This is a genomic window from Paenibacillus sp. SEL1 (genome assembly GCF_054602535.1).
Genome location: NZ_CM137723.1, coordinates 3,735,019 through 3,757,966, shown reverse-complemented (window position 1 = coordinate 3,757,966; position 22,948 = coordinate 3,735,019). Strand labels below are relative to the sequence as shown.

Sequence of the window (22,948 nt, the reverse complement as noted above, 5' to 3'; positions counted from 1 at the left end):
ATTCATGCTTATAGCACAAGGAGGAATAATGTAATGAAAAAAAACTATACATTAGGAATTATGGCAGCTACGGTTCTGCTTGGAGTTACAGTTACGGGTGTCTCAGCGAATGCCGTATGGGCCGCTAAACCTACGGGCCTTATTGGAGCGACCGCCGCTGCCAACATTGCCAAGAAGGCTGTGGGGAATAATGCACAAGTTGAAGATGTCGAACTGGAGCGCAAGAACGGAAAAGTCTACTATGAGGTGGATCTCCAGCAAGGGGATAAAGATTGGGATATAGATATCGATGCTTATACTGGGAAAACCATCCGTTCCCATTCTGAGCTTGATCATGACTCTAATAACGAGTCCTCCCTTAACAAGCCAAATCACATCACCCTGACTGAAAAGCAGGCTGGACAAATCGCGCTTAAGCACGTGTCCGGGAGTACCCTTTTGTCTTCTAAATTGGATAAGGAAGATGGACAATTCATCTACGAGGTAAAGGTACTCACCAACGAAGGAACCGTTGAGCTTGATATCCATGCATCATCTGGTGCAATCGTGGATACAGACGATGATGATGACAACGAATATTAATTACCCAGGTCATAATTAGGGTAACTAAATACAGAGCTAATTAAAACGGAGCAGCGAACTTTCGCTGCTCCGTTTTTTTGACCAATGTGACACAGGAAAAGAACGAAGATGGCTCCATAAAACTGCACCTATTATATCTTCATGAATAGACTGATAACTAACAGAGGATTACCTTTTTTCTTCAATCCAAAGTCAAGTGAGGTTCTTATGGCGAAATCCTATACTAAAGCACAGATTCGCAAAATCACCCGTCGTTTCGGCCTGATCCCGTTAAAATCAAGCTTAGTCTCATCATTATACCGAAAAAATGCAGTGATCCAGGTGAAAACGAAAAAGGGAACTTATGCATTAAAACCCTTTAGTCGTACAAAGATGGTCCGTTCAAATACGATTCAACAGATGGAACGAGCTGCGAGCCATATCAGGCTTTTGAAAAAGAGAAAGTATACCTACATGCCCGCATGGCTCCCCACTCATTCCGGCAAGTTATGGACTCTGTATCAGGGAACGCCATTTTATGTAAGTCAGTGGATCAAAGGACGGGGACTGGAGACCGCTGAAGATTTCGAAAAACTGGGGCGGGCACTTGCTACACTTCACGCCACCTCCACTGGCTTGCATCAGATGGATAAAGGAAAATCCCCTCCGACCATTCAACAATTGCGGATATGGAAAAACCAGGATCGTCTTTTTCAAAAAAAAATGACAAAAACCAGTCGCCATGATAAAACGTACCGCAACTGGTACAATGCTCACGGCGAAGACTGCAAACGTTTATCCAGGCGAGCATGGAAGGATTTGCAGGATGCATCCATTATAAGGCTGCTTCGGATGGAACATCGGCATCCCTCCTTGATACACAGTGATATCACTACCCCAAATGTCATTATTTCGGATGACGGTCATCTCAAAATCATTGATTGGGATCGGGTTAAGATCGGCTCAGCCTATGCTGATTTGGCAAAGGCCCTTATGAATACGACTCAATTCAACCCTGAATTTGTGCAATCCTTGCTGAAGGGATACCAAAAACGCAAACCGCTAAGCCGTACTGAACGGAAGATTGTTACAGCTTTATATAAACTACCACGAGAAGCCTGGCATGCTTCCCGACACCCGAATCGTTCAAGAGATCGCGAAATCCTGGACAATTGGGATCAGTCGTGGCCTCTTCGATTACAAATCATCCATATTTTGCAGGAGTGGGCTCATGTATAAAAGAAAGTGAGGAGCAAAATGTCGATTTTATCGAACGTTGAGCAGATGTACGGAATCAAAATTCAGCGTAGCCGTCAAATGAAGGACATTCACAAGATTGAGACCGCTAATACGACTTATTGCTTAAAACCCTACAAATTCCCGGAAGAAGAGATCCGTTTTATTACACGTGTCTTGTCCTACTTGGATGAGCGCGGGTTTACACGCAGCCAAAAGGTCTATCCAACAGTACAACAAGCGGCTTACATGACCTATGAAGGTGTTTCGTATACATTAACCAATTGGGTTCATGGACTCAGACCAGAATTCACAAAGAGAATAGACTTCAAAAAGGGAATTGCTACTTTAGCCAAATTCCATTCCAGTGCCGTGGGCTTTCCTGTCACTGAAGCTCCGCCATCCAGAATCCGTTATGAAGGCTTGAGCGATGAAATAGCTGGATACAAAAAACGCCTCATCCCATACAGAGGCACAGCACATCTCGTAGCTCTTTGTGAGGAAGTGTCCCATCGCCTACAGCAGCCCAAAGTTAGAGAAGCCATTGCTCAGGAGCAAAAAGCCGCCGCATTTATACACGGCGACTATAATTATCCCAATCTGATTAAAGACAAACAGCTCAAAATCCATATGATCGACTTTGAAAATTGCTCCCTACATGTAAGGATGAAAGATCTCTCCCATCTTCTTCATCGGAATTGTCTTTGGAATGGGACAAAGATGCTGCGCGCGATAGATTACTATCAACGATATCGTCCATTGAGCACTCATGATTTGCATCTACTTCACGCACTATTGATCTCTCCCTATCATGTGGTCCGCAATATCAGAATAGGCGGCTTCCGTTCTGCCAAGCGAGTCATTCCATCGTTCGCGCATTTGAACAAATACCGACGTGAACTTAGATCACTCTTATAATCTGTCAGCTTGGAACTAAACAAAAAAACAGACCCGATGAAGCGGTCTGTTTTTTTGTGTTCTGACAACCAACTACAGGAAAAGCGCATGCCGCTAAAGCCAATTGACTTGCTGACTGTACCGGTACAACCAAAAATGTATAGCATTGTAAACAGCACTTCCCCCTTCTACAATGATGCTAAGACTCAATGCTTAATGGTTTCGAGAAGAGAATTTGGGAAACTAACAATAGAGGTGATTATACATGTACACCATGACAAAAGAAGAAATAAAAGCTTATTTAAACAGAATTGGAATTCCCGAAATTCAGCCTCCTACCCTTTCCTATTTAGTTGAGCTGCATAAGGCTCATGTAAAACATCTTTCATGGCAAACATTGGACATTTTCGCAAGGAAGCCGGCAGCCATTGGTTTTCGAGAATCCATTCAACTCATTCTACATGGGAGAAGTGGTTATTGTTTTCATCTGAATGGTGCCTTTAGTGCACTACTATATTCACTAGGGTACAAAGTCTCTCTGCATCGTGCCGGGGTACAACCTCTGGGAGCTGAACCACGCATTAATTCATTTCATCTTGGACTAACAGTGAACTTGCTAAATGAGCATCATGAAGATGAAGTATGGATTGTTGATGTCGGGCTAGGCGATATGCCATATGAGCCTCTTCCACTCCGTATAGGGACTTATGAACAAGCCCCTCTTCATTATAAAGTTATGGAATCCGGAGTTGTTACAAAAGGTTGGCGCTTAGAGCATGACTCACTTGCTTCATTTGTTGGCGTTGATTTTGCCCCTGCGGTTGTTCAGGATTTGGAAGAATTTATGCCGAAACATCATTTCTATAGCCGCTCAGCGGAATCTCCATGGTTTAACCTGTTTCTGATTCGGCAAAGGCAAGCATTAGAGGCGAATGAACTCAGAGGATGTATTTGGAAAAGACGCGGGCTACACAGTTTGGAAAAAATAGAACTGGATAAGAAGTCGCAGTGGCTGGAAGTGTTGGCAGATGTATTTGGCGAGCCGCTCGTTAACTACAGTCGCCAGGAACGGGACGAGTTATGGAAAAGAGTACTTGCGGCTCATATAGAATGGAAAAAATCTATGACTGAATCGTTACATTAGTGAAGCCTCCAACGTAAGGATAGCCTTCAAGCCACATCTTACACCTTTAGCATTTCCGAGGAGTGCTGCAGCATTTCCAATTCCTTCACCATGTTTTCGATCAGCTTTGTGAACGAAGCCAATTCCTCTGAGCTGGAAGCCTGTTGCCGGGCACTGGCTGTTGTGACAGCTGTTTCGGATTGCACACTGTCAAGCATACGGGCAATATCCAGCACCTTGCGCTGAATTTGCTCCTGTGCTTGCTTCGAATTAGATGCAAGCTTTCGCACCTCCTGTGCCACAATTTGAAACCCGCGCCCTGCTTCCTGCGCATGGGCAGCTTCAATTGCCGCATTCAGTCCCAGCAGATGAGTCTGATCGGACAGTTCCCGGATCGTACCACTCATCTGCTCAATATGCTTAATCTCGTCACTCAAATGCTGTACCAATTCCTCTGTATGTTCCTGCGAAGAAGCAGTGTTGCAGGCACTCTCCGCGATATTATCCGTATTTTCCCTAAGCTCAGCAATCATCCCGGTCAAATTTTGCGCAATTCGGGACACAACGGTCAGCACCTGCGTTTGTTCGTCGGCCAGCTCGTTGATTTGTTCCTTTTCCTTTTCCTGATAAGCTTCCAATACAAGCTGGGAATCCAGGTTGAACATTTTGGAAAGAGCATGCACAATAGAAAACCAATCCTCTATCCCCGAACGTTTTAAAATGTCGACTGCAATATCAAGATAAGCAATGTACGTGCCTAAATAATAATCGGAAGACAATCCGATTCGGGAATGTACCTGCCCCACAAAAAGACGGTGTTCGATAAACTGATCATCTATTTTTCCATCTGCGAGAGAAAGCCAGTATTCACGTTGTGTTTGTTTTAGTCGTTCAATATTCGACCATTTGGAAATAATCGACATGAGATGCGGAACCTTTTCTACATGCTCATAAAACCGATCGACCACCTCATTCACAATAGATCGGAATAGTCCTTGATAATGATGCAATAAAGCCAAATCATCATCAGTAATACCAATATATTGTATCTGTTTTAATCTACTCTCCGCGACATGAATCATAAGTTCCTCCAAATAATAGTTTACATATATTTTACATTACCATATTTATCGGCAACTTTTTAGAAAATGTTAAAAAAGCAGAAGATTGATTATGATTTTTTTCATAGCAATTTCAGAAAAATTATATATAAACTTAACTGCTTAATGATACAAAAAAAGAATCCGGCAGCACCTGAAATCCCCTGTGCTTGCCGAATTCCCTCTACGAAACACGTTCATCGGATACCTCACAACCGTATGACACCATCCAGATCAACCCATGGTTTCACCATACTGTACTTGTTTATTATTCGTCTTACCGATTCAGGAGGCTACCTACATACCTTAACAGATCGTTGGCGCTGGCTCCTGTGTAGCCGTGCTCCTCAATCAGTCGCTTAATCACCTCATTCATCCGTTTGAGCTGATTAGCGTCAGGCGTTTTGGTTGAAGTCGTAATCTTCACAATATCCTTCAAATCAGCAAACAGCTTCTTCTCAATGGCTTCTCGCAGCCGATCATGATGATGATACTCAAACTTTCGTCCCTTGCGAGAATACGCGGAAATACGGATTAATATTTCTTCACGGAACGCTTTTTTCGCATTTTCCGATACCCCGATTTGCTCCTCAATAGAGCGCATGAGCCGCTCATCCGGGTCGAGTTCCTCATCTGTGAGCGGATCGCGAATTTTCGCCCAATTGCAAAAAGCTTCGATGTTATCCAAATAGTTGTCAAACAGCGTCTTGGCTGATTCCTCGAAAGAGTACACAAAGGCCTTCTGCACTTCTTTTTTCGCCAATTCGTCATATTCCTTACGAGCCACGGAAATGAAATTCAGATAGCGCTCCCGTTCTTCCTTTGTGATGGAGGCATGTTGATCCAGACCATCCTTAATTGCTCGTAAAATGTCCAGGGCATTGATGGATTCCACATTTTGCTTAATCAATGCACTAGAAATACGATTAATAACGTACCTCGGGTCTACCCCGGACATACCTTCCTCCAGAAACTCACTTTGCATTTCTTTCAGATCGGCTTCCTTGTATCCTTCGACCTCTTCACCGTCATACATGCGCATCTTTTTGACCAGATCCATCCCCTGTTTCTTCGTCTCCTTCAAGCGGGTAAGCACAGAGAAAATGGCAGCTGTTCTCAGCGCATGAGGCGCAATGTGGATATGTCTCATATCACTTTGATCAATGAGCTTGGCGTAAATCTTTTCTTCCTCAGATACTTTCAGGTTATAAGGAATCGGCATTACAATCATCCGTGATTGCAACGCCTCGTTCTTTTTGTTAGCAATAAAGCTTTTGTACTCGGATTCATTGGTGTGAGCCACGATCAGTTCGTAGATTGTTACATCATAACACCAAAATAAAGAACAGAAGAAAAGCCCCTATTCATCTGGGGCTTTCTGAGTTTTTATGGTATGAATCATAGCTGTAGCAACTGCTGTGTATATCTCTTGTAGATCATTCGGGGAAGGTTCTTTATTAGGGGCCTTTATTGTAATCAGACCATGCTTACCCTGTATGTGCCCTAAGATGATTTTTTCGTCGCTGTCTTCACAAGTACGCGTGCCCGCCTGCTGGCACTCCATGTCCATCCCCTCCTTCTCCCACAATATATTCAGTGAGGCTTGTCCTTCATTCGGGATTAAAAATTTCTGAGATACGTAATATTTTTAGATCATCCAGTTTGAGTATTAATCTATAGAATGCTTTCCTGCGTATTTTCCCGTACGTATCTTTGTTGCACGGTGGCTGAAACTCAAAGTTATAAACGTGTCCATCGGTTATATACTCGGCATTTTTACTCATATACCGCTTCTGAATTAGGAACTTTTCCATCTTGGGTAATGCGTTCACGGCCCGATCAACTCTTTCGACAAAAGAACGCCGGAATGCTTGTGCATCCACATTATGAGTAGCTATACTTGCCGTCTGGTCGCTTGTCACATTAGTTGGGCTGCTACGTGGCATATCACTGTATGATGCGGTTATGCTGGCCTCTCTTTCCTCTGTTTCCTCAGACAACAGGTAACGGTACATTCTATATTTATGGAGAACATCTTCTACTGCTGACTTCGTTTTTTTAGGATCAAGTTCTTGCAGTTCAAAATCTTCAAATGATTGTTGCCCCACTTGGTAATCACCTCATGCTGTATTAAGTAAATCCCCCGACCGAAGCCGGGGAGCGTATAAGTGCGGTTTGCTTAGAAAGGCAAATCGTCGTCCGGGTTATCTCCACCTGCAGCACTTGCGGCAATCTCAGCGGCTGCGGCCTCTTCTTCATCCAAAGGCAATTCAGCCTGGTTCGGATCATCTTCACGGTTTACCGTTACGCTACCGTCCTGGGCAATGGTCCCTTTAACGCCTTCGCGATATTCCGCCTGTTGCTCACGGAATTCGTCTATATCCATTTGGGATTCAGTAATGGTCAGTTCCACATCAGAGCCCGCGAGTTTATAAAATTCAAATGTCTGAGCGGCAGAAGAGTCGCCTTTCACCTCAAAATCCAGAATGGTCTTTTTAGAGTCCTTGGAGGACTTCTTGAATTCGGCTGTCAGCTCCACATCCTCCAAACCTTTAATGCTCAAGACAACTACTTCCCGGGTGAGTTGATTCAGCTCTGGACGATGCTCGTCGTCACCTTTTACATAGAACTGCACAAGTTCCTTTTTAGAATCTTTCGTCTGTTTATTGAAATGAGCTTTAATAGTTACGTTCATGGGTGGTTACCCCTCTCAGTTGTTTTATTTTTATTTATAGAAAACGAACAGTATCGACAACGCTAATATAGCTGCAACACATATGCATGCCATGTTGCGAGCAGACTCTTTATTCTTGTCTCCCTCAGCTACTGTTCCGAGGAAAGAGGTTACTAGAATTGAGCCCAGCAGGATCTTAAACCACATATTTGACGGTCACCCCTTCGGCTTACTCTTATGAGCGTACTTGTTAGATGGATCAGGTTTCACCACGCCCATCATAGCCAGTTCATGGACTACACGCAGCTTCGACAATCCCGTAAGCTTGGCGATGCGTGAACGAGGTACGCCAGCACGGTCCAATCTGCGAATCTCCTTAACTGTCTCTTTGAGTAAAGGTGTCTGTAAGCTATTAAGCAGTAAATCCGGTCCGATTGAAGGAGCATCGTATCCATCTGGACCAGGAACTTTGGGCCCGCGTTGCTCTTTGTTCTGACCGCCTGTGCGGTGCTGACGCTTGTTCATCCTTTACCGCCTCCTAATGCCTGGCGAGCTTCTTCTAGCTTATAGGTCAGGCGGCGTATAACTGCGTCCCTCTCTGCAAGCTGCTTACGGAGAGCATCCCGTTCGGCTGTAACTCTATCAACAAGCTTGTCCCAGTCCACAGCAGTATCCTTTTGTATATTGTTAGCAACGTTGAGCATGTGGATTTTTTGTACTTGGTCATTTACCTGCTGCTGGAGTGAGTCTACCAGGGCAAGAACCTCAATCAATAAACTTGAATCGCTTATCAATCCTTTAAGGTCCCCCGTTCTAAGCCAGACACTTTCGTTGGCTTCTATGCTCAATTCATCGCCTGATGGCAGTGGATATGTCCGTTCACTCACCTTTACCGCCTCCTTGGTATACTGTTTTCGGTAGCCTAACCCAAATCACTGCCCCTTGTGGATGCTTATAAGGTATAGGCTCCGGGTAAATGATTGGATTTTGCATTACCCATGCATAAGGTGTTTTGTAATCTATATCTACGTAATCTACATGGTGCTTATCTTTATTAGCGGCCCACTCATACATGGTAAGCGGGATGCAGTCTACAAGCTTTGCTGTGCCGTATACAAGACCGCTGCCGCTCTTGATAATGCCGATGGTACCGCGTTTATGTGTCCGGCTGCCGCGTATCTCCCACGGTTTAATGCCGGACAGCACCATGTCAGCCCAGTTAGGTTTAATGATTAGTCCATCCATATCTATTCACTCTCCCATCCACTTTTTATATTCAGCCAGTTCCTGTCGAAGCCGATCATTCTCGAGCCTGATCTCACTCAAGCTCCGACAGGTGGTGTGTTTCATTTTGTCGCCATGCCAGCCTATTTCATCCTCATAGACAAGACCTTTGCATACGTAACAAGTACCAAGTATGCAGCCGCTAGCCATGCGCTTATCGCTCCTTATAGGGGTATAGGGTAAGAGGCCAGAAGGCCCCTGTTTAGGCGTTGTAAGGCAGCTCCGTAACCTCTGCCTCGCAATCTTCATCCGTCATGGTTTCAAGCAGACTTTCTTCGTATCCGATCTCACGCAGCAGTTTACGGTCATTGGTTTCTGTGAACATATTCAGCAACTCCTTTTAATTTTTTGGGGTATAAGGTAATAGAGTGGATATCTCGTACCTACCTTGGTTGTCTATACCGTAGACAGGATTAGAGATTTCAAATTCTTCAAATCCCTTGTCTCGCAGTGCGTTCACATACCCTTCAACGTCTTGTTCATACATCAAATAACCCGATGCCTTACCGTCTTTTTTACAGATCAACCAAACTTTTTGCATACGTTCATTCGCTCCTTTTAATTTGATTGGGTAGAGTAAGAGGCTGTTATGCCTCAAAACAATATGTTTGTATCAGGCTGCCTTTTGAAGTTTTTGTTTTCCCCATCTGTTGTTTTAACGACAATTTTTTCTTTGTTGTTGTTTAACTGCAACTGTTCAATTTTGGTGATGGTACATTTGCCTATTCCATGTTTACCACGGCTAACCCGAAGCCAAATTCGCCCTCTGTCGTTATAAAGTAAATGACCTTCATCCACCTCGATTTTTCTTTCTTTCGGTTTTAAAGACTCATTGAGATAAGTTTCAGCTTCCCATGTAATGCGATACCAACAGCCCTTTTCAAGTTCCATACTATTTATCTCTCCTTTGGTATAGGTAGTAGGATTACAAGCTGTATTCTTTAATCCATGTACGTTGGAATAGGTCGTCCCTGTATATTTCAATGCAATCACATTTTTTAGGGTCAAGCAGACTCCGAGCCTTTTTTAAGGCTCTCAACAAGCTGCTTTTAAAAAACATTACTCTAACGCGTTTGCCTTTGTAGTAAAGCACAAACTCAAAATCCGATTTATTAGTCATATCAATCTCCTTTGGTATAGGTAGTAGGGGGTGTATCCCCCTTATGGAGGGCTAAGCCTCCTACATTGAAAATGCCATTTGCCCGGCTGCTGCCTCTGCATAACGCTCCAGCACCAAGTTATTACCGGACCCAGTGCAAAGCTCTGGCAGATTGGCCCGGACAAGCGCCTCGGCAAATGGAGGCGGTACGGCGTTACCGCAGCGGGCAACCTGGGCCGACTTGGAATAGCGTTTACCGTCCGCGTCCACTTCGATAATGTAGTTGCTCGGGAAGCCCTGAGCCGCAAACAGTTCATGAGGCTCCAACATCCTCATGCCGATGTCCACTATTTGATAATCAACCCCGTGGATCGTCACCAATCCAAACCTGTCTTTAGTGGTGATAGTATGCAATGGCCCGTCCATCGTTTGCCCGTTGTCAGCACTGCCGTAGTATTTGAGTAGGAAGGCCCTGACCTCTCCGAAGTGATTCCCGCCGGCTGTTATCGTCTGAATCGGCTCCTCTACCAGCTGCCCGATGTTGGTTCCCTTCATTTTGACCAAATGCGAGGTAACCAGTGCATTGTGATCCACCGTCGTAACTGTAGAAAGTGGATCATCCAAATCATTGCTGGGGCCAGTGTATCCCCCGCCGTAGTGCTTGGCGAGAAAAGCAGCAACCAGTGCATGTTTACGCCCTCCAGCAACGACAGTCCCTAATGGTTTTTGCAAACCAGGTACGCGGGGTGCCTGCCCCGGTCCTTCGCCGTATCCAATCTCAATCAACGTTGGACTTACTACCATATGGTGACCCCCTGTTGTGACAGTACGTAGGGGTTCCGTAGGCGAACTACCGGGGTGCCCCGAAGTATTAACACCAAGTACAGGAGTAACAAGTAAATGCTCAGCCTTAGTCGTCACAGTAGTGAGCGGGTCGGTTACTTGGTATTGAAGCCGATCCTTACCGAATCCTGTCTGTCCGATACGAACAATGAACGGCTGAGGATTGTCGATTACAAACCGATGAATACCCCTTGCTATCCGGCGCTGAGTATTTTCAGCCAGTGGCTTCTTACGCTCAAAGATTGAAGGGCAAGGAAGGTCCCAGTCTATAATCTCCGCCGCTGTCCTCCACGGTTGACGCTTACCCGCTTTAACCTCCGGACTGTCCGGCGCTCCATGCGTCGGCTCGGGCCAGACAATCGGACGACCATCGCGGCGTGCTATAAGAAACAACCGCTTGCGAATCGTTGGCGCTCCGTAGTCACACGCCCGCAGCTCCTTCCACTCGACGCGGTAACCCTGCCGCCGCAGCGCATTGACAAATGCCCTGAAAGTGCGGCCCTTCTGCTTCTTATCAGGATAACCGTCTGGAGTCAGCGGTCCCCACGTCGTGAATTCCTCGACATTCTCCAGCATGATGACCCGCGGTTTTACCGTTGCCGCCCAGCGGACAGCCACCCATGCAAGGCCGCGAATCTCTTTTGCAACTGGCTTGCCGCCCTTGGCCTTACTGAAATGCTTACAGTCAGGCGAGAACCATGCCAGTCCCACCGGACGGCCTTTAACCGCCTCCGCCGGGCTGACCTCCCACACAGATTCGCAATAATGCTCCGTCTCTGGGTGATTTGCTTCGTGCATCGCAATAGCTGCTGAATCATGGTTGATCGCTATATCCACCGACTTTCCAGTCGCCAACTCAATTCCCGTACTGGCCCCGCCGCCTCCTGCAAAATTGTCTACTATGATTTCCTGCATGCTGCCCCTCCTTCTTGTCCCCTATGGGGCTTAATCCGTTATACCTGACACCTTAATGCCTGCAATTTCAAGAGCCGTGATAAAGCCAGCGTGGAACCCGTTTGCTTCCGCCACACTTTCTCCACAAAAGCACCCATCATGGGCCGTTGTTTCCTCGAAAGCCTCTTTCATCCGTTCTTCCATCGTCAATTCCACCGTATAGCCTGAGATAAGCGCCTGAGCCAGCAACCAGACTGACATACCGTTCAAAGCCTCCGCTTGCGTGCCGACCTGCCAGCCATTAGGGGCAGCAGCGTGTTCATGGAGGAGAGATTGTTTATCCCATTCAGTAAGCAACCACTTGATTGCCTCGTCCTCTGCCTTCGACAGCACAGGTTTATAGGGTCCGTCCGGTTGAGTGACAGGTAGTGTTTCCGCAGCGACCTCTGCAACAGGAACAGTAGGCTTTGGATCGTCCTCTGTTTTGGCTTTGATAGACTCCTTATACCGAGCAATTGCCACCTCTTCGGCCTCTGGTGTCTTGATATCCCACTTGGGCAGCCAATATGACCGCAAGCTGTTCATTGTGATTCCCAATTTCCTCGCTGCATCTGCGCGGGATAACGCTTCTGCTCGAAGCTTTAAATATTCGTTTTTCGATGCTTTTGCCACAGGTATTTCCTCCTTGATGGTCTTTGTTTTGGCACGGAAGGTCAGCGGTTTTATATGCGACTTTGGTATAGGCTTGCCAACAATCTCCGCAAGTTCTTCCGGGGAAAGCGTGTACGTTTTAACGTCACCCTGACCCCGAGAAGCCGTTTCGTTCTTTTGGTTTGGGATGGATGTACCCATGGATTGCCCCTTTCTAGCCGTTTTTGGGCGCAGCTACCCGCCGCAGGACCCAATAGCCCCGGGTGTTATGCCTTATTTAAGATAGATTCAATGACTTCGATTTGGTACGGCTGAGTGTCCAGCAGTGGCATGTATTCGCGCATGCGGTACAGGTTGAGAGCGATACGGGCGATGATGTAAGCATCCACTACGTCATTGCTTTTGTGGGAATATCCAAAGTGCTGCAATGCTGCATCTGCCATTGCTTTTTTCTTCGCTTTTCCTTCTAAACGCCGCTTGCTTCCAACCTCTCCCTCCCAGCCAGTTACAGCCACATACTTTTTAACTGAGTTCGGCATGATGAGGTTAAAACTCAAGCCTTTTCGATGGATGATGGTCCGCAGGTTTCCGTGTATCATCCCGGTTGTTATACCCTTTTGGGTACCAGGAGCGGCATCCTCTTTAAGAATTTCGTCACCAGGCTGGAGCAGCTGATAAAGCTGATTCTGTAAGGATACAAGTTGCGGAGTGGTTATCCCTCCGGGTATCTTAGGTCCTTTACCACGGATAGCTGTCTGTAATAGCACGTTAGCCTCGATGTCCAAAGCAACAACCCCTGTTGTCGTAGCTGGATCAATTCCCACAAATCTCATAGCCGGGTCAATTTCCAAAAGAGTCATCGCCGCGCCGCCTCCCAGTTACGCTGCCGCCCATACTCTGTAATCTTGTATAGGTGGTCCTGATTGGCCCGGGCAATCACATTTTGCAGGACCTTGCTGGCCTCTCCAGATGGAAGAGTCTCGCGGGCCTGCTGCCGGATTAGCCCCACCGTCACCTGCAGCACATCAAACAGTTCCGAAAGCGTCCGGCGTTGGTCATAATCCTTGGACTCTACTTCCTCGATCAGCTCATTAACTTCCTCTTGCAATTTCACGCGCATATCTCCCGGCTGGTACCCATGAACCGGATAGTCCAGTACGGGGATTGCAATTACTATAAATTGTTCTTTAGCCAACTCGCTCACCTTCGTCCTCTTTTGCGCTCGTTACTTGATCAGTTGTCATTTCCCACGCCTCATATGCAACGATTTCATCCAAATTCAATCCGAAGCTATCGTGTGATGTAATTCCACTGAAACTGTAGCCCACAAACTTCCCGGAACTGCTGGACCATTCAAAATTGAATTTTCTAGCGATGATTTCAATTTTGGTGCCGTTTCTAAGAGTGACATTTACCTTATACATGGTTTATCCTCCTTGAGTGATGATAAATTTAAGCATCATATGTCCCGAGTTCATTCATCTCGTATGTTGTACAAGCTCTATCACACGGCTCTATTTTTGAATCTTCGTAGTCAACAGAGAAAATTTTCCCGTTTAGGTTTATTTGACTGCATTCAGGCAATATTGTGATGCTATCAACAAGCAGCAATGAACAATCTTGTTTAGTTTCAACGAAAAACCGTTGTTCTGGTTCGAGTGTGATTTTCACTTCTTTGGTTGCTCTGTTCATCTTTCGGTCCCCTCTCTTAGTCCAACCAGCCTGATAGATCCGGCTTAGCTTTTGGCGGCTCTGGCGGCGTTTCTGGAGCCTGTTCAGGCTCGGCTGGTGTGTTGGTCTTCATCTTTTCAGCCTCTGTTGCTGGGGCCTCCTGTTCAGGCTGTGGAGCCATTTCCTGATACGTCCACCCGAGAATCTTATATTGCTCTTTCAGGCCCGGGAATTTGGCTACCAGTTCCCCACGCCGATATTCTTTGACCTTTGCAGATACAAGATCATATTGCTTTCTTAAATTCGTCTTAGCAGATTCATCAATCAAAGGATCATCCAGCATCGGAGCCTTTGAAACAAGCCAATCAAGCGACTTCTGATAACCTGCTTCATCTACGATTTGCCCCATGTTCCCTCACCTTCTTTTCTAGCTCATATTTATCGTCCTTCGTGAGATTCATAAAGCGACTCGTTTTCCGGTTGAACATCATTTGTATTGTTCCGGTACCGATCTTCCGGCCTTTGGCTACAATCAGCTCCATGACACCTTTCAGGACCGTATCCGGGTAATAGTAGTCGTCTCGGTAAAGGAAGATAATCACGTCCGCGTCAAACTCAATGTTTCCGCTATCCCGTAGGTCTGACATCATCGGGCGTTTGTCCTGCCGATCCTCACATTTCCGACCGACCGAAGAGATTACCACTACAGGGATACCCAGCACCCGAGCCATCTTCTTGAACTGAGCTGAAACATAGGATACACGCTCAGACGTACTGGAGAATTTCCGTTCTGACTCAATCAATTGAAGATAATCAACATAAATGATTAGGCGTGGATTCCGCTTTTTGAGTGTCTTGGCCTGCCGCCAAATATACTCAATGGTCATGCCTGGAGTATCGTCAATGTAGATTGGTAGAGACTCTAAAATCTCAAGCGCCTTGCTGTAGCTGTCCCAATCGTTCTCTGTCAGTCGGCCCGTTCGTATCTTCTTGCTGTCAATGCCGCCTAGAGTGCATATATGGCGTTCTGACACATCTTTAGAAGGCATTTCAGCCGAGAATATGGCAGCAGTAGTTCCACCCTCAGCAGCAGCTATAGAGTCGTTTACAATGTAGGCTGTCTTTCCGATACTGGGCCGCGCCGCTACAATGGTTACATCACCAGGCTGGTGACCGCTCCCCATCTCGTTCAGGTCGTCGGATGCTGTTTTCGTTCCCGTAATCCCTGCCCGCGAACCACGATCCATAATTTCTAGGTGGTGACCGTCCAGCACTTCCGCCATTCGAAGCATGTTATTCTCGGCCTGTCCCTTTTGGAGTTGGTTAAGCTCGTCCATTCGTTCCTGTACAGACGTTACGTCAATTACTCCCGCAGCCGATGCTTCTTCGAAAGCCCTAGCGGCTTCGCGCTGAACAAAAGCTTCGCGGACAATAGCCTGATAGGACTGGTAGTTATGAACCGCAGGAACCGCATCACGAAGCTGCATGAGGTAAGTCACCCCGCCAATCTTCGCAATATTCCCACCCCAGTGTTGAACCATCAACAGCGGATCAAATGGGTCAGGATTTCCGGTGAACTGTTCATATGCATAGCGAAGCGTTGTAAGGATCAGCCCGTGTCTTTCATCAGCTCCAAAATCTTCGGAAGTGAGGTAACAGTCGTCTAGCAATTCGGGTTTGTTCAGGATTGACCCGAGGACTGCGCGTTCAGCGTCAAGACTCATGTTTCACCCTCATTCGAGCGTTCAAGCGCTCCAGTCGTTCCCGAATGTGGTCAGGCATAGGCACGGCTTGTTCTAAATACTCCTGTAGAGCCAAAGTCTCAGCCCGTTCCTCTGCCCGCTGCAGAGCATAATAAGATTGTTCAGGCTGACATGCTTGGTATATCTCCGCAGGCGTTGGAGCCCATTTTTCATTCGTCTGGCAAAGCATCCTTGTTTTTTCTAGAGCAGTTTCAAAAGGAACGTCTCGAAGAAGGTCATGCCATACTTGAACCTCAGCTTCGACTTCCCTTTCGTCAATCACGAAACTCCGGTAAGCCTTGGAGATGTACTTCATTAGAAATATCACGTTTGCCCGTTCCACCTTGTCCCAACTCCTTCCGCATCAAGTTATCTAAGGCTTGATCTCCCCGAGCTCTGTTTGATTCTTTGGGAGCGTTTCGAGCCTGATCCCGTTTAATCCAAACACGAATCGCCTTGTTATGATCCTTCTTGTGTTTACTAGGCTTCTGGTTCCCTTGCCATTCGTCCAAAGCCTCAATCATGTCGTCAACCTTCGTTTTACCAAAGTCAGAACAAAGCTTTTCATACTGTTCTGGTATTAAAAATACAGTGTCAGCATATTGAGTTTTACCAGGAGGAATTTTCATATATATATCTTCTTTCTTTATAGTTTTCTTTCTTTCTTTCTTGGGGGGTGAATCTTCCCCCTCTCTTGGTGTATGATTAGACCCCTCAGAGGGGGAGGATTGTACCCCGAGAGATTGTTTTTTCCTAGGGGGCGTTTTGTCCCCCACAAGCCACTGGTCATAGTTTTTGTTGAATCCGAGTTTACGAGATTTGGACCCATAAGCTTCCTCAGTTACAACCAGCACCTTACGTTCTATAAGATAAGATAATTCCTTTTTAACGCCTCGCAGGTCGCCTTCGAGATATTCAGCGATGAAACTCACGGCTAATTCATGGTCCTTTCGCCCGTACCCGTAAGTGTATCGCCAGACCGCCAGGACAATCGCATATTGAGTTCCGTTGAATTTATGATGTCTCTTCACGATGTTATCGAATATCTCGTTGGCGATCCTCGCGTACCCATTTTCGAGTTGGGGGTTTGCCATTCCGTTTCACCTGCTTTAAATAGTCACCGCTTTGCCTGCTGCTGTTTCCCGTTCTCTGATAAAATCGCAGATTCGTTCAATCAAGACCTCTTTATCATCATTCGCGCAAGGGGCGTGATACCACCTATCTACAAGGGAGGTCACACTTTCCAGCATGGCGGCAGCCCCGTCCTTTTCTAAAACTGCCGTGTAGCCGTTGAGCAATGCGCACAACAGACTGTGTCCATTGCCTCCCTCATGGACATAAGATCGTAAAACATTCATGATCGGACCATTGATTCCAGTAGCCAAATTTCTCACGATTTCGTCGTTATCGACTCCGTTCCATTGACACCAGTTAAGCGCCTTTGCTACATCCCGAGGCACCTCAACGGGGTTACGCAAACCTTTTATTTCAGCCCGTAAGGATTTAATCATTTCATCGCGGCCCTGGGCGATTGTCTCCAGCTCCCGGATACGCTGCAGGAGCTTTTCGCTGTTAAGCTGCTCGTCGGTGTGGCGCTCAATCGTCTGGAGTAATTCGGCCTTGTCTTGCACCAGTTGCAGAACAGCATCCACCAAAGAACCGTCATGTTCACCTATAATTGCGCTAATCTCATTCAGTATTTTTTGACTCGCAGTAGCCTTCGTTAGCGCGTCTTCACTCATACGTTTCAGGTCGTCATATTGCCGCTGTGTAGGCCTTGGCTCGTCCGGCAAGATTACTGCCAGTTTGAAGGGAATTTCCTCACCAGCAAACGGGCCAGAAATTATTTGGAATGGAGCGTTAAAATCCAGCAACTTTGTTGAAAATCTCCGGGCTTCAAACTCTTTCCCTTGAGCAATAATCTGTTTACTTTTGGTTTGCAAGGTCTTAAGCATCTTAATTTTCATTCTGAAACTACCTCCAATGTGTAATGTTCTCCTGCTATAAATCCCCGCTGTTTTAATGCCGCCTTTACGGTCATTTCAGCCAGCGTGGGCATGTTGTTTTTACTAGATAAGTGCGTAAGAAATATCTTCTCTCCACGGCCCTGTATAAGCTGCTGGAGCGCTGCTGCTGTCTGCTGGTTGCTCAGGTGCCCGAGGTCCGAGAGAATACGAGATTGGATACTGATAGGGTAATCGGAAGCCTCTACCATGTCGGGGTCATGATTGGCTTCAATGATATAAACGGAACCTTCCATAAGCGCCAGCATAGCCTTATCGACCTTGCCTGTATCGAACACAACGCATACGCGTTCGCCTTCATCTGGCTCGATTGCATAGCCAACAGGTTCATATGCATCGTGATGTACACCAAATGGGTAAACGGAAATTCGTCCCAACTGCACAGGTTCGTATGTACCGAACCTCGTTTCCACTACCTGGCATAAGTCGTCATCAACGCCCGATATGCCTTTCCACTCTCCTTCACTGGCCCACACCGGAATGCGATACTTGTTCGCCAGTGGTAGGCCCTTGATGTGGTCGCCGTGTGCGTGAGTGATGAATATGCCCGTAATATGGTCAGGCCGTACACCAACGTCCAGCAGCCTCTTTTCGATTTTGGTCTTAGGTATACCAGCATCAATAAGGATGGTTTGATCTCCCGATGTGAGCGCGATGCAGTTGCCTTTTGAGCCGGATGCCAGGATATCAACTTTCATTTTGGCAGTCCTCTGCTTGACTTCTAATTGGGGAAGCGCTGATTACTTGCACAAAGAATGCAACCTTGTCCCCTAGTTCAATCACCTTAATACAATCTCTATCTACTCCGTACCGCAAGGCGATAAGGTCTTCTTCCTTGTTGGTGTAAGTCTCCCAACGGTCATTCCCCTCGAAAGCTTCTGCCGCTTCTTTTAAAAAGGTTAAGTGTCTTGGGGTAATCTGCTTCATATGCTCCGCTCCCTCTTAATCCGTTCTTGCCACTCTTTAAGGTGTGGACATCCCTTGGCAGGCTCTTCGTAGTGCCGCCGCCCGAGCACGAAAGAGACAAACATATCAGTGCTGCGCTCGTAGTACATTCCGTTCAGAACCGGACCCGCGGTCCGAGAAGGTTCAGCGCTGCAGAAGTCGAACAGGTCCATTTGCTCCATGTCCTCGGGCAACTCTGCCAACTCCCCTCAGCTCTCCATAGCACCGGGGGCACACTCGCAAATCGCGAATGTACTCTTCCCGGCCGGGATTTATCTCATTGCCGCATATTTCGCAGTCTTCACAGCGGACGTATATCTTAACTTGGTTAGATAGGAAGAACGTCATTTGCCTGATCCTGAGCGGCTTTCTCGGCAAGGTGCAGGTCCATTATCTTTAACAGGCCCTTAAGCTCTGCCAGTGTGGGAGCGTCAGCCTTCGGCTTTGCATGCTTTTGGATATAGGCATATTGATCGTCTCTTTCTGTAATACCAAGCTGTTTAAATTTCAATTTCATGTCTGTTAAGGCTTGTTCAACAGGAGTTTGTGCTTGTTCGGTACCTCCGTCAGGCAGCGGTTTGTTCCCCTGTTTGGCAGCCGCTGCTGCTGCGTCCGTTTCAGCAGTGATGTCGCGACGCTCATAAGGAGACACGTTCTCAATAGAAGGATTCGCACTCGTTGGTTCATCTTCCGAAACCTCAATTCCATATTGGCGCTTGAATGCTCTCTTAATTGCGTGCTTCACGATCATGTCGTCAAAATAGTCCTTCCACATCTGACCGTTTCGGCCTTTAATGAGATGTTCCACCTGATCCCTTCGCACGATAACAAGGATGTTAGGCGCATCGTCGCGATATGCGATGCAGTAAGCCCCCACCGTCTCCCCTGGGTTCATTACATCCGGTTCATGTTCGACCTCGCCCGAATGCATCTTTGCAGTGAAATGGTCGTTAGCTCTGATTTCAGAAGCGATAAATCCCTTGTATTGCGGGTGTTTCTTGGCAAGAGCAACAATGCCCTCCACTGCAATCTGCATACTCATAACAGGACCGTCTTTGCCGTTGTACACGATGCAGAAGATTTGATTTAGGAAAGGGTCAAGTCCAGTACGGACGCAGGTCTGAACAAAAAGCGCAAACTGCTCGTTGCTGGTTCCTTTGGCGATAGTTGATTTCAAGGTATCAAGATGTTTTTGAGTGTAATTTCCGACTACTACTTCCTCCTGAATTGCTTGGAGCTGGTTGTTTGTATTTGCCATGTTGGTGTGCCTCCTATGATTTAATTAGCGCGTTCTTCTCCGGTGCTGATAATTCGAATTTCATGATTTTCTCTATGAACGATGTGTAAATGAAATGGTCCAGCTTTACATACAAGCCAATCGGACGGGATCAATTTAGCGGCCCAAATCATATTCTGTTGTCGGCGGGTAGGTTTCTTTCCGTTCTTCAAGGCTGCCCACCTCCTAGGCGAGCTGTAATGCCCTGAGCGGAGACTATATGAAGGGCTTGGGCTTCGCTGAATCCTGTAGAAACCAGTTGATCGAAGTACGCTTTGGTGGCAAACGCCACTGGCCCATACATCCCCAGCAAAGCAGGAAGTATCTTCAACATATTTTCCGCCGATAGTTCAGCCTCAAGCTGTTCATGTGGCTTCATTCCGCATTACCACCCATCTGTTTAATTTCTAAAGGTGCATCCTCGACGGCCTTGACTAGAATAAGTTGACCGGAAGGCTGCTTGATTTTAAACACACTCTCGCTGTTATCCACGGCTACCGGAGCAATGACACCACTCTGTTCGCTGAGGACTTCCCGAAGCTCCAGACCAGCTCTGACGGACTCTGACAGTGACAATAGCGGATACGCCTTTCCGTCCATCTCAATCACAAAGTCAGGCTTCCGTTCCCCATTCTTTTGTTCTTTAAATAAAGAGATTGATAGAGTTGTGAACAGGCTTTGAACCTTGGCGGCCTGCAACTCGGCTTCCTTCGCCTCAAACGCCTTGATTGCGTCCAGAAAAAAGATAGAGTCGTTCCGGCTGGCAAGTGTATCAGCCTCGTCAGAGCGGGCTTTGTCGATGTCGGTCTGTAATGTTTGGCGGGCTTTATAGCTGCCTACTGCTTCGGCTGTTGCATCGCGTTTAACTTCCAAAGCACGCATCTGTGAAATTTGTTCGGATACGTCCACTGGCTCAATAGCGGCGAGTTTAGTTTCTAGTTCCTTGCGCTCGTTGATAAGCTTTTGATGATCGGCCCGTAGTTCATCTTTGCGAGTTTCCTTGGAAGCTGTAACAGCATCAATAGATGCCTTGTCCAATTCTCGTTTACATGTCGGGCAATGTTCCTCGATAGGCTCGTTGTAGACCTTCATATACCGATCCTTGGCCTGCTCAATCTGCCGCTGTAGGGACTGTATGGTACTCTCCAGCACGGTGCGCTTACGGTTTGTCTCCCCAGCAAGATCTGTTTGGGCTGCCAACCCCCGTATTTGCTCAAGCAGCGCAGTATCCTCGGCTTTCACCGCTTCGATATCTTCCGGTGCAGGTGGAAGCTTACTGAGCTGATCGACAAGCGCCTCTGTCCGACCCTGAGCACGCTTATAGGCTGTGTCCTTGTCATTCTTGTTCTTCTTATGGATTTCTCCCAATTGCTGCAGCGTGTGCTTTTTGACCAGCTCCAACAGCTTGGCAGCTTGGGGGTTCAGTTTTATGTCTTTGGCCTTCTCGTCCGGGCTTGTCCGGCTCATTTCCGTAAATACCTCTTTGTTAGAAACCGAAGTGACATACCGCAGAAGCAAGTCCCGTTGAGTGCTCCAATGCAAAGTAAAGAAGTATGAAGGGTTATACAGGGAAAGGAACAGGTCTTTATCGAATAGAGATTTAACAATTTCGTCGAAGTCTCCAGCTTTGGATGGAACTTCATTGATGTAATAAATGACTTTGCCCTTCTCGATCCCGCGTCCAAGAAGGACCTGCTTCCCGTCGATATCCAGCAGAGATTCAGACAGCACATGATCGTATTCGTAATTGGTGGGCGTAGGATCGAGCTTGCCACCCATGGTATCTGTGCCGTACAATGTCCACGTAAGGACTTCCAATATGCTGGATTTTCCTTGTGCGTTGTCGCCCGTGATCTGTGTTACCTCGCCAAAGTTAACGGACAGGTCACGGTGCGCCTTAAAGTTATGCGCCTTAGCGCTGATTATTTTTATTACCGCCATGTGTTACCTCCAAATTGTATTTGCGCTCCAGCATGTGCATTTCCATCAGCAACGTTCCCCGGGCTTTCGGGTCCTGTTCGTCCAGGTACATGTCGTAGACAAATAAATAATGTTTAATGTCCCGCTGCACTGCCGGGGCAAGTGAGTTGAAGAATTGAAGGAATAACTGCTGTTCGTGGTTTTGCAATGTGTTCACCTCCCTCCAGGTAATCTGCGGTCATTTCGCTTATACACGGCCTACATACGTCCTGCTCATTCCAGCGGCGTAGAAACTGCTTATGCATAACGTTTCCGCATATAGCACAGCAAGCGTCTTTACCTGACATCAAAACCTTCATGCTGTCCACCGCCCAACCAACTGCCGATGGTATTTTCGGAACTGGCCCCGAGCGTGTAGGGCTATCAGTAAGCGCCCGTTTGCCAACATCCGGCGTTCCATTAGGCCGAAGAATTCGCAAAGCTCCCGTAACCTTTCTTCACTAGGCTTATTCATGTGTGTGCAGCTCCTTTCTTTCGCTTTCCTCATTCTGGTAAACTATCTTCCAGAGAGGTGGTGATAGAATTGAATAAAGATAACTTGCTTAAATTAATTTCGAGATTACCCCTGACCAATGTCCAAAATTACGGATATATTGTGTTAATGACAGATGTTTACGATGTTTGTTTGGCGCATGGTGTTGATAACACAAACTTGGTCGTCGCTTGGTTGGAAATGCTTGAGAATGATAAGTTGGTTACGTTAGTACGGATGAAAGATTCGGGATTTGAAGAGATTCCTGTCGGACTTACTTTCCCTGAATCTTCCTAGAATCTTTATGCATCGCAATTGAAAATATGGTGTTGCTAATTTCTCTTATTGAATCGAAATCACGATCAGCAATTAACTGATATAGTTCAATAGCGATTGCTGAATTGCGCTTGCCTTGTAAAGATTCCTTTGATACCACCGTTACAGCGGTGGTTTCTTTTTGCTGTTCGTTCATGATT

35 protein-coding genes and 1 pseudogene are annotated in these 22,948 nt (G+C 46.7%); 5 read left to right on the top strand and 31 right to left on the bottom strand.

Annotation, left to right across the window (positions count from 1 at the left end):
- The first annotated feature begins 33 nt into the window (after positions 1–33).
- From ACYCSE_RS17550 to ACYCSE_RS17535, 4 genes are all read left to right on the top strand, one after another.
- Positions 34–582, top strand: coding sequence for a PepSY domain-containing protein (locus ACYCSE_RS17550; protein ID WP_459699058.1), 549 nt, complete (start codon positions 34–36; stop codon positions 580–582).
- 207 nt (positions 583–789) lie between these two features.
- Positions 790–1,800 (top strand): aminoglycoside phosphotransferase family protein, encoded by a 1,011-nt coding sequence (locus ACYCSE_RS17545; RefSeq protein ID WP_322162713.1) that lies wholly within the window; start codon positions 790–792, stop codon positions 1,798–1,800.
- A gap of 18 nt (positions 1,801–1,818) precedes the next feature.
- Positions 1,819–2,715: an aminoglycoside phosphotransferase family protein gene (locus ACYCSE_RS17540; protein ID WP_165176119.1), complete on the top strand. Its 897-nt coding sequence runs from the start codon at positions 1,819–1,821 to the stop codon at positions 2,713–2,715.
- A 244-nt stretch (positions 2,716–2,959) separates the two neighbouring features.
- The gene (locus ACYCSE_RS17535; RefSeq protein WP_459699055.1) at positions 2,960–3,838 is read left to right on the top strand and encodes an arylamine N-acetyltransferase family protein; all 879 of its coding nucleotides are present in this window, start codon (positions 2,960–2,962) and stop codon (positions 3,836–3,838) included.
- 38 nt (positions 3,839–3,876) lie between these two features.
- Here ACYCSE_RS17535 and ACYCSE_RS17530 read toward each other — a convergent pair whose 3' ends face one another.
- From ACYCSE_RS17530 to ACYCSE_RS17385, 30 genes and pseudogenes are all read right to left on the bottom strand, one after another.
- Positions 3,877–4,899 carry a protoglobin domain-containing protein gene (locus ACYCSE_RS17530; protein ID WP_459699053.1) on the bottom strand — a complete coding sequence of 341 codons (1,023 nt, stop codon included), beginning with the start codon at positions 4,897–4,899 and terminating at the stop codon, positions 3,877–3,879.
- A gap of 295 nt (positions 4,900–5,194) precedes the next feature.
- A pseudogene (locus ACYCSE_RS17525) lies at positions 5,195–6,229 on the bottom strand (protein prkA); the annotation flags it as partial.
- Between the two features lie 48 nt (positions 6,230–6,277).
- A complete protein-coding gene (locus ACYCSE_RS17520) occupies positions 6,278–6,481 on the bottom strand; it encodes a hypothetical protein (protein ID WP_459699050.1) in 204 nt (67 codons plus the stop codon).
- A 46-nt stretch (positions 6,482–6,527) separates the two neighbouring features.
- Positions 6,528–7,025 carry an ArpU family phage packaging/lysis transcriptional regulator gene (locus ACYCSE_RS17515; RefSeq protein WP_459699048.1) on the bottom strand — a complete coding sequence of 166 codons (498 nt, stop codon included), beginning with the start codon at positions 7,023–7,025 and terminating at the stop codon, positions 6,528–6,530.
- A 71-nt stretch (positions 7,026–7,096) separates the two neighbouring features.
- Positions 7,097–7,612, bottom strand: a complete 516-nt coding sequence (locus ACYCSE_RS17510) for a hypothetical protein (protein WP_459699046.1) — start codon at positions 7,610–7,612, stop codon at positions 7,097–7,099.
- 195 nt (positions 7,613–7,807) lie between these two features.
- On the bottom strand, positions 7,808–8,116 hold the full coding sequence (locus ACYCSE_RS17505; RefSeq protein WP_459699044.1) for a hypothetical protein: 309 nt from the start codon (positions 8,114–8,116) through the stop codon (positions 7,808–7,810).
- Positions 8,113–8,478: a hypothetical protein gene (locus ACYCSE_RS17500; protein WP_459699042.1), complete on the bottom strand. Its 366-nt coding sequence runs from the start codon at positions 8,476–8,478 to the stop codon at positions 8,113–8,115. The genes ACYCSE_RS17505 and ACYCSE_RS17500 overlap by 4 nt, the downstream gene beginning before the upstream one ends.
- A complete protein-coding gene (locus ACYCSE_RS17495; RefSeq protein ID WP_459699041.1) occupies positions 8,471–8,836 on the bottom strand; it encodes an ASCH domain-containing protein in 366 nt (121 codons plus the stop codon). The genes ACYCSE_RS17500 and ACYCSE_RS17495 overlap by 8 nt, the downstream gene beginning before the upstream one ends.
- Before the next feature lie 6 nt (positions 8,837–8,842).
- Positions 8,843–9,025: a hypothetical protein gene (locus ACYCSE_RS17490; protein ID WP_459699039.1), complete on the bottom strand. Its 183-nt coding sequence runs from the start codon at positions 9,023–9,025 to the stop codon at positions 8,843–8,845.
- 52 nt (positions 9,026–9,077) lie between these two features.
- Positions 9,078–9,200, bottom strand: coding sequence for a hypothetical protein (locus tag ACYCSE_RS17485; RefSeq protein ID WP_459699037.1), 123 nt, complete (start codon positions 9,198–9,200; stop codon positions 9,078–9,080).
- 15 nt (positions 9,201–9,215) lie between these two features.
- Positions 9,216–9,416 carry a hypothetical protein gene (locus ACYCSE_RS17480; RefSeq protein WP_459699035.1) on the bottom strand — a complete coding sequence of 67 codons (201 nt, stop codon included), beginning with the start codon at positions 9,414–9,416 and terminating at the stop codon, positions 9,216–9,218.
- 53 nt (positions 9,417–9,469) lie between these two features.
- The gene (locus ACYCSE_RS17475) at positions 9,470–9,766 is read right to left on the bottom strand and encodes a hypothetical protein (protein WP_459699033.1); all 297 of its coding nucleotides are present in this window, start codon (positions 9,764–9,766) and stop codon (positions 9,470–9,472) included.
- Between the two features lie 289 nt (positions 9,767–10,055).
- Entirely contained in the window at positions 10,056–11,732 is a 1,677-nt protein-coding gene (locus tag ACYCSE_RS17470; RefSeq protein ID WP_459699031.1) for a DNA cytosine methyltransferase, read from the bottom strand.
- A 30-nt stretch (positions 11,733–11,762) separates the two neighbouring features.
- Entirely contained in the window at positions 11,763–12,563 is an 801-nt protein-coding gene (locus ACYCSE_RS17465; RefSeq protein ID WP_459699029.1) for a hypothetical protein, read from the bottom strand.
- Between the two features lie 65 nt (positions 12,564–12,628).
- Positions 12,629–13,222, bottom strand: coding sequence for a hypothetical protein (locus tag ACYCSE_RS17460; protein ID WP_459699027.1), 594 nt, complete (start codon positions 13,220–13,222; stop codon positions 12,629–12,631).
- Positions 13,219–13,566 (bottom strand): hypothetical protein, encoded by a 348-nt coding sequence (locus tag ACYCSE_RS17455; protein WP_459699025.1) that lies wholly within the window; start codon positions 13,564–13,566, stop codon positions 13,219–13,221. The genes ACYCSE_RS17460 and ACYCSE_RS17455 overlap by 4 nt, the downstream gene beginning before the upstream one ends.
- Entirely contained in the window at positions 13,550–13,786 is a 237-nt protein-coding gene (locus tag ACYCSE_RS17450) for a hypothetical protein (RefSeq protein WP_459699023.1), read from the bottom strand. Before ACYCSE_RS17450 ends, ACYCSE_RS17455 begins: the two co-directional genes overlap by 17 nt.
- Positions 13,787–13,814: 28 nt before the next feature.
- Entirely contained in the window at positions 13,815–14,054 is a 240-nt protein-coding gene (locus ACYCSE_RS17445; RefSeq protein ID WP_459699021.1) for a hypothetical protein, read from the bottom strand.
- A 16-nt stretch (positions 14,055–14,070) separates the two neighbouring features.
- Positions 14,071–14,442 carry a hypothetical protein gene (locus ACYCSE_RS17440; RefSeq protein WP_459699019.1) on the bottom strand — a complete coding sequence of 124 codons (372 nt, stop codon included), beginning with the start codon at positions 14,440–14,442 and terminating at the stop codon, positions 14,071–14,073.
- Complete coding sequence (locus ACYCSE_RS17435) at positions 14,423–15,757, bottom strand: replicative DNA helicase (protein WP_459699017.1); 1,335 nt, start codon at positions 15,755–15,757, stop codon at positions 14,423–14,425. The genes ACYCSE_RS17440 and ACYCSE_RS17435 overlap by 20 nt, the downstream gene beginning before the upstream one ends.
- Positions 15,747–16,058, bottom strand: coding sequence for a hypothetical protein (locus tag ACYCSE_RS17430; RefSeq protein ID WP_459699015.1), 312 nt, complete (start codon positions 16,056–16,058; stop codon positions 15,747–15,749). The genes ACYCSE_RS17435 and ACYCSE_RS17430 overlap by 11 nt, the downstream gene beginning before the upstream one ends.
- Complete coding sequence (locus ACYCSE_RS17425; protein WP_459699013.1) at positions 16,051–16,869, bottom strand: replication protein; 819 nt, start codon at positions 16,867–16,869, stop codon at positions 16,051–16,053. Before ACYCSE_RS17425 ends, ACYCSE_RS17430 begins: the two co-directional genes overlap by 8 nt.
- Before the next feature lie 15 nt (positions 16,870–16,884).
- Positions 16,885–17,742: a hypothetical protein gene (locus ACYCSE_RS17420; RefSeq protein WP_459699011.1), complete on the bottom strand. Its 858-nt coding sequence runs from the start codon at positions 17,740–17,742 to the stop codon at positions 16,885–16,887.
- A complete protein-coding gene (locus tag ACYCSE_RS17415) occupies positions 17,739–18,497 on the bottom strand; it encodes an MBL fold metallo-hydrolase (RefSeq protein WP_459699009.1) in 759 nt (252 codons plus the stop codon). The genes ACYCSE_RS17420 and ACYCSE_RS17415 overlap by 4 nt, the downstream gene beginning before the upstream one ends.
- Positions 18,487–18,726: a hypothetical protein gene (locus ACYCSE_RS17410; protein WP_459699007.1), complete on the bottom strand. Its 240-nt coding sequence runs from the start codon at positions 18,724–18,726 to the stop codon at positions 18,487–18,489. The genes ACYCSE_RS17415 and ACYCSE_RS17410 overlap by 11 nt, the downstream gene beginning before the upstream one ends.
- A gap of 346 nt (positions 18,727–19,072) precedes the next feature.
- The gene (locus ACYCSE_RS17405; protein WP_459699005.1) at positions 19,073–20,002 is read right to left on the bottom strand and encodes a RecT family recombinase; all 930 of its coding nucleotides are present in this window, start codon (positions 20,000–20,002) and stop codon (positions 19,073–19,075) included.
- Between the two features lie 20 nt (positions 20,003–20,022).
- Positions 20,023–20,193, bottom strand: coding sequence for a DUF6906 family protein (locus tag ACYCSE_RS17400; RefSeq protein ID WP_459699003.1), 171 nt, complete (start codon positions 20,191–20,193; stop codon positions 20,023–20,025).
- Positions 20,190–20,399, bottom strand: a complete 210-nt coding sequence (locus ACYCSE_RS17395; protein WP_459699001.1) for a hypothetical protein — start codon at positions 20,397–20,399, stop codon at positions 20,190–20,192. The genes ACYCSE_RS17400 and ACYCSE_RS17395 overlap by 4 nt, the downstream gene beginning before the upstream one ends.
- Positions 20,396–21,961 (bottom strand): AAA family ATPase, encoded by a 1,566-nt coding sequence (locus ACYCSE_RS17390; RefSeq protein WP_459698999.1) that lies wholly within the window; start codon positions 21,959–21,961, stop codon positions 20,396–20,398. The genes ACYCSE_RS17395 and ACYCSE_RS17390 overlap by 4 nt, the downstream gene beginning before the upstream one ends.
- Positions 21,933–22,148, bottom strand: a complete 216-nt coding sequence (locus ACYCSE_RS17385) for a hypothetical protein (protein WP_459698997.1) — start codon at positions 22,146–22,148, stop codon at positions 21,933–21,935. Before ACYCSE_RS17385 ends, ACYCSE_RS17390 begins: the two co-directional genes overlap by 29 nt.
- Positions 22,149–22,523: 375 nt before the next feature.
- Between ACYCSE_RS17385 and ACYCSE_RS17380 the strand changes: the two genes are divergently transcribed.
- Positions 22,524–22,769, top strand: coding sequence for a hypothetical protein (locus tag ACYCSE_RS17380; RefSeq protein WP_459698995.1), 246 nt, complete (start codon positions 22,524–22,526; stop codon positions 22,767–22,769).
- On the opposite strand, the gene ACYCSE_RS17375 is transcribed toward ACYCSE_RS17380, so the two are convergent.
- On the bottom strand, positions 22,747–22,944 hold the full coding sequence (locus ACYCSE_RS17375; protein WP_459698993.1) for a hypothetical protein: 198 nt from the start codon (positions 22,942–22,944) through the stop codon (positions 22,747–22,749). The genes ACYCSE_RS17380 and ACYCSE_RS17375 overlap by 23 nt on opposite strands.
- Positions 22,945–22,948 lie beyond the last annotated feature (4 nt).

Coding starts and splice junctions, on each gene's coding strand:
- ACYCSE_RS17405 (WP_459699005.1), bottom strand. CDS start 20,002: ATGGCAAATACAAACAACCAGCTCCAAGCAATTCAGGAGGAAGTAGTA.
- ACYCSE_RS17475 (WP_459699033.1), bottom strand. CDS start 9,766: ATGGAACTTGAAAAGGGCTGTTGGTATCGCATTACATGGGAAGCTGAA.
- ACYCSE_RS17415 (WP_459699009.1), bottom strand. CDS start 18,497: ATGAAAGTTGATATCCTGGCATCCGGCTCAAAAGGCAACTGCATCGCG.
- ACYCSE_RS17390 (WP_459698999.1), bottom strand. CDS start 21,961: ATGGCGGTAATAAAAATAATCAGCGCTAAGGCGCATAACTTTAAGGCG.
- ACYCSE_RS17480 (WP_459699035.1), bottom strand. CDS start 9,416: ATGCAAAAAGTTTGGTTGATCTGTAAAAAAGACGGTAAGGCATCGGGT.
- ACYCSE_RS17450 (WP_459699023.1), bottom strand. CDS start 13,786: ATGTATAAGGTAAATGTCACTCTTAGAAACGGCACCAAAATTGAAATC.
- ACYCSE_RS17490 (WP_459699039.1), bottom strand. CDS start 9,025: ATGGCTAGCGGCTGCATACTTGGTACTTGTTACGTATGCAAAGGTCTT.
- ACYCSE_RS17445 (WP_459699021.1), bottom strand. CDS start 14,054: ATGAACAGAGCAACCAAAGAAGTGAAAATCACACTCGAACCAGAACAA.
- ACYCSE_RS17425 (WP_459699013.1), bottom strand. CDS start 16,869: ATGGCAAACCCCCAACTCGAAAATGGGTACGCGAGGATCGCCAACGAG.
- ACYCSE_RS17540 (WP_165176119.1), top strand. CDS start 1,819: ATGTCGATTTTATCGAACGTTGAGCAGATGTACGGAATCAAAATTCAG.
- ACYCSE_RS17510 (WP_459699046.1), bottom strand. CDS start 7,612: ATGAACGTAACTATTAAAGCTCATTTCAATAAACAGACGAAAGATTCT.
- ACYCSE_RS17440 (WP_459699019.1), bottom strand. CDS start 14,442: ATGGGGCAAATCGTAGATGAAGCAGGTTATCAGAAGTCGCTTGATTGG.
- ACYCSE_RS17545 (WP_322162713.1), top strand. CDS start 790: ATGGCGAAATCCTATACTAAAGCACAGATTCGCAAAATCACCCGTCGT.
- ACYCSE_RS17460 (WP_459699027.1), bottom strand. CDS start 13,222: ATGACTCTTTTGGAAATTGACCCGGCTATGAGATTTGTGGGAATTGAT.
- ACYCSE_RS17375 (WP_459698993.1), bottom strand. CDS start 22,944: ATGAACGAACAGCAAAAAGAAACCACCGCTGTAACGGTGGTATCAAAG.
- ACYCSE_RS17535 (WP_459699055.1), top strand. CDS start 2,960: ATGTACACCATGACAAAAGAAGAAATAAAAGCTTATTTAAACAGAATT.
- ACYCSE_RS17395 (WP_459699001.1), bottom strand. CDS start 20,399: ATGAAGCCACATGAACAGCTTGAGGCTGAACTATCGGCGGAAAATATG.
- ACYCSE_RS17530 (WP_459699053.1), bottom strand. CDS start 4,899: ATGATTCATGTCGCGGAGAGTAGATTAAAACAGATACAATATATTGGT.
- ACYCSE_RS17520 (WP_459699050.1), bottom strand. CDS start 6,481: ATGGAGTGCCAGCAGGCGGGCACGCGTACTTGTGAAGACAGCGACGAA.
- ACYCSE_RS17410 (WP_459699007.1), bottom strand. CDS start 18,726: ATGAAGCAGATTACCCCAAGACACTTAACCTTTTTAAAAGAAGCGGCA.
- ACYCSE_RS17550 (WP_459699058.1), top strand. CDS start 34: ATGAAAAAAAACTATACATTAGGAATTATGGCAGCTACGGTTCTGCTT.
- ACYCSE_RS17470 (WP_459699031.1), bottom strand. CDS start 11,732: ATGCAGGAAATCATAGTAGACAATTTTGCAGGAGGCGGCGGGGCCAGT.
- ACYCSE_RS17505 (WP_459699044.1), bottom strand. CDS start 8,116: ATGAACAAGCGTCAGCACCGCACAGGCGGTCAGAACAAAGAGCAACGC.
- ACYCSE_RS17420 (WP_459699011.1), bottom strand. CDS start 17,742: ATGAAAATTAAGATGCTTAAGACCTTGCAAACCAAAAGTAAACAGATT.
- ACYCSE_RS17435 (WP_459699017.1), bottom strand. CDS start 15,757: ATGAGTCTTGACGCTGAACGCGCAGTCCTCGGGTCAATCCTGAACAAA.
- ACYCSE_RS17495 (WP_459699041.1), bottom strand. CDS start 8,836: ATGGATGGACTAATCATTAAACCTAACTGGGCTGACATGGTGCTGTCC.
- ACYCSE_RS17465 (WP_459699029.1), bottom strand. CDS start 12,563: ATGGGTACATCCATCCCAAACCAAAAGAACGAAACGGCTTCTCGGGGT.
- ACYCSE_RS17485 (WP_459699037.1), bottom strand. CDS start 9,200: ATGTTCACAGAAACCAATGACCGTAAACTGCTGCGTGAGATCGGATAC.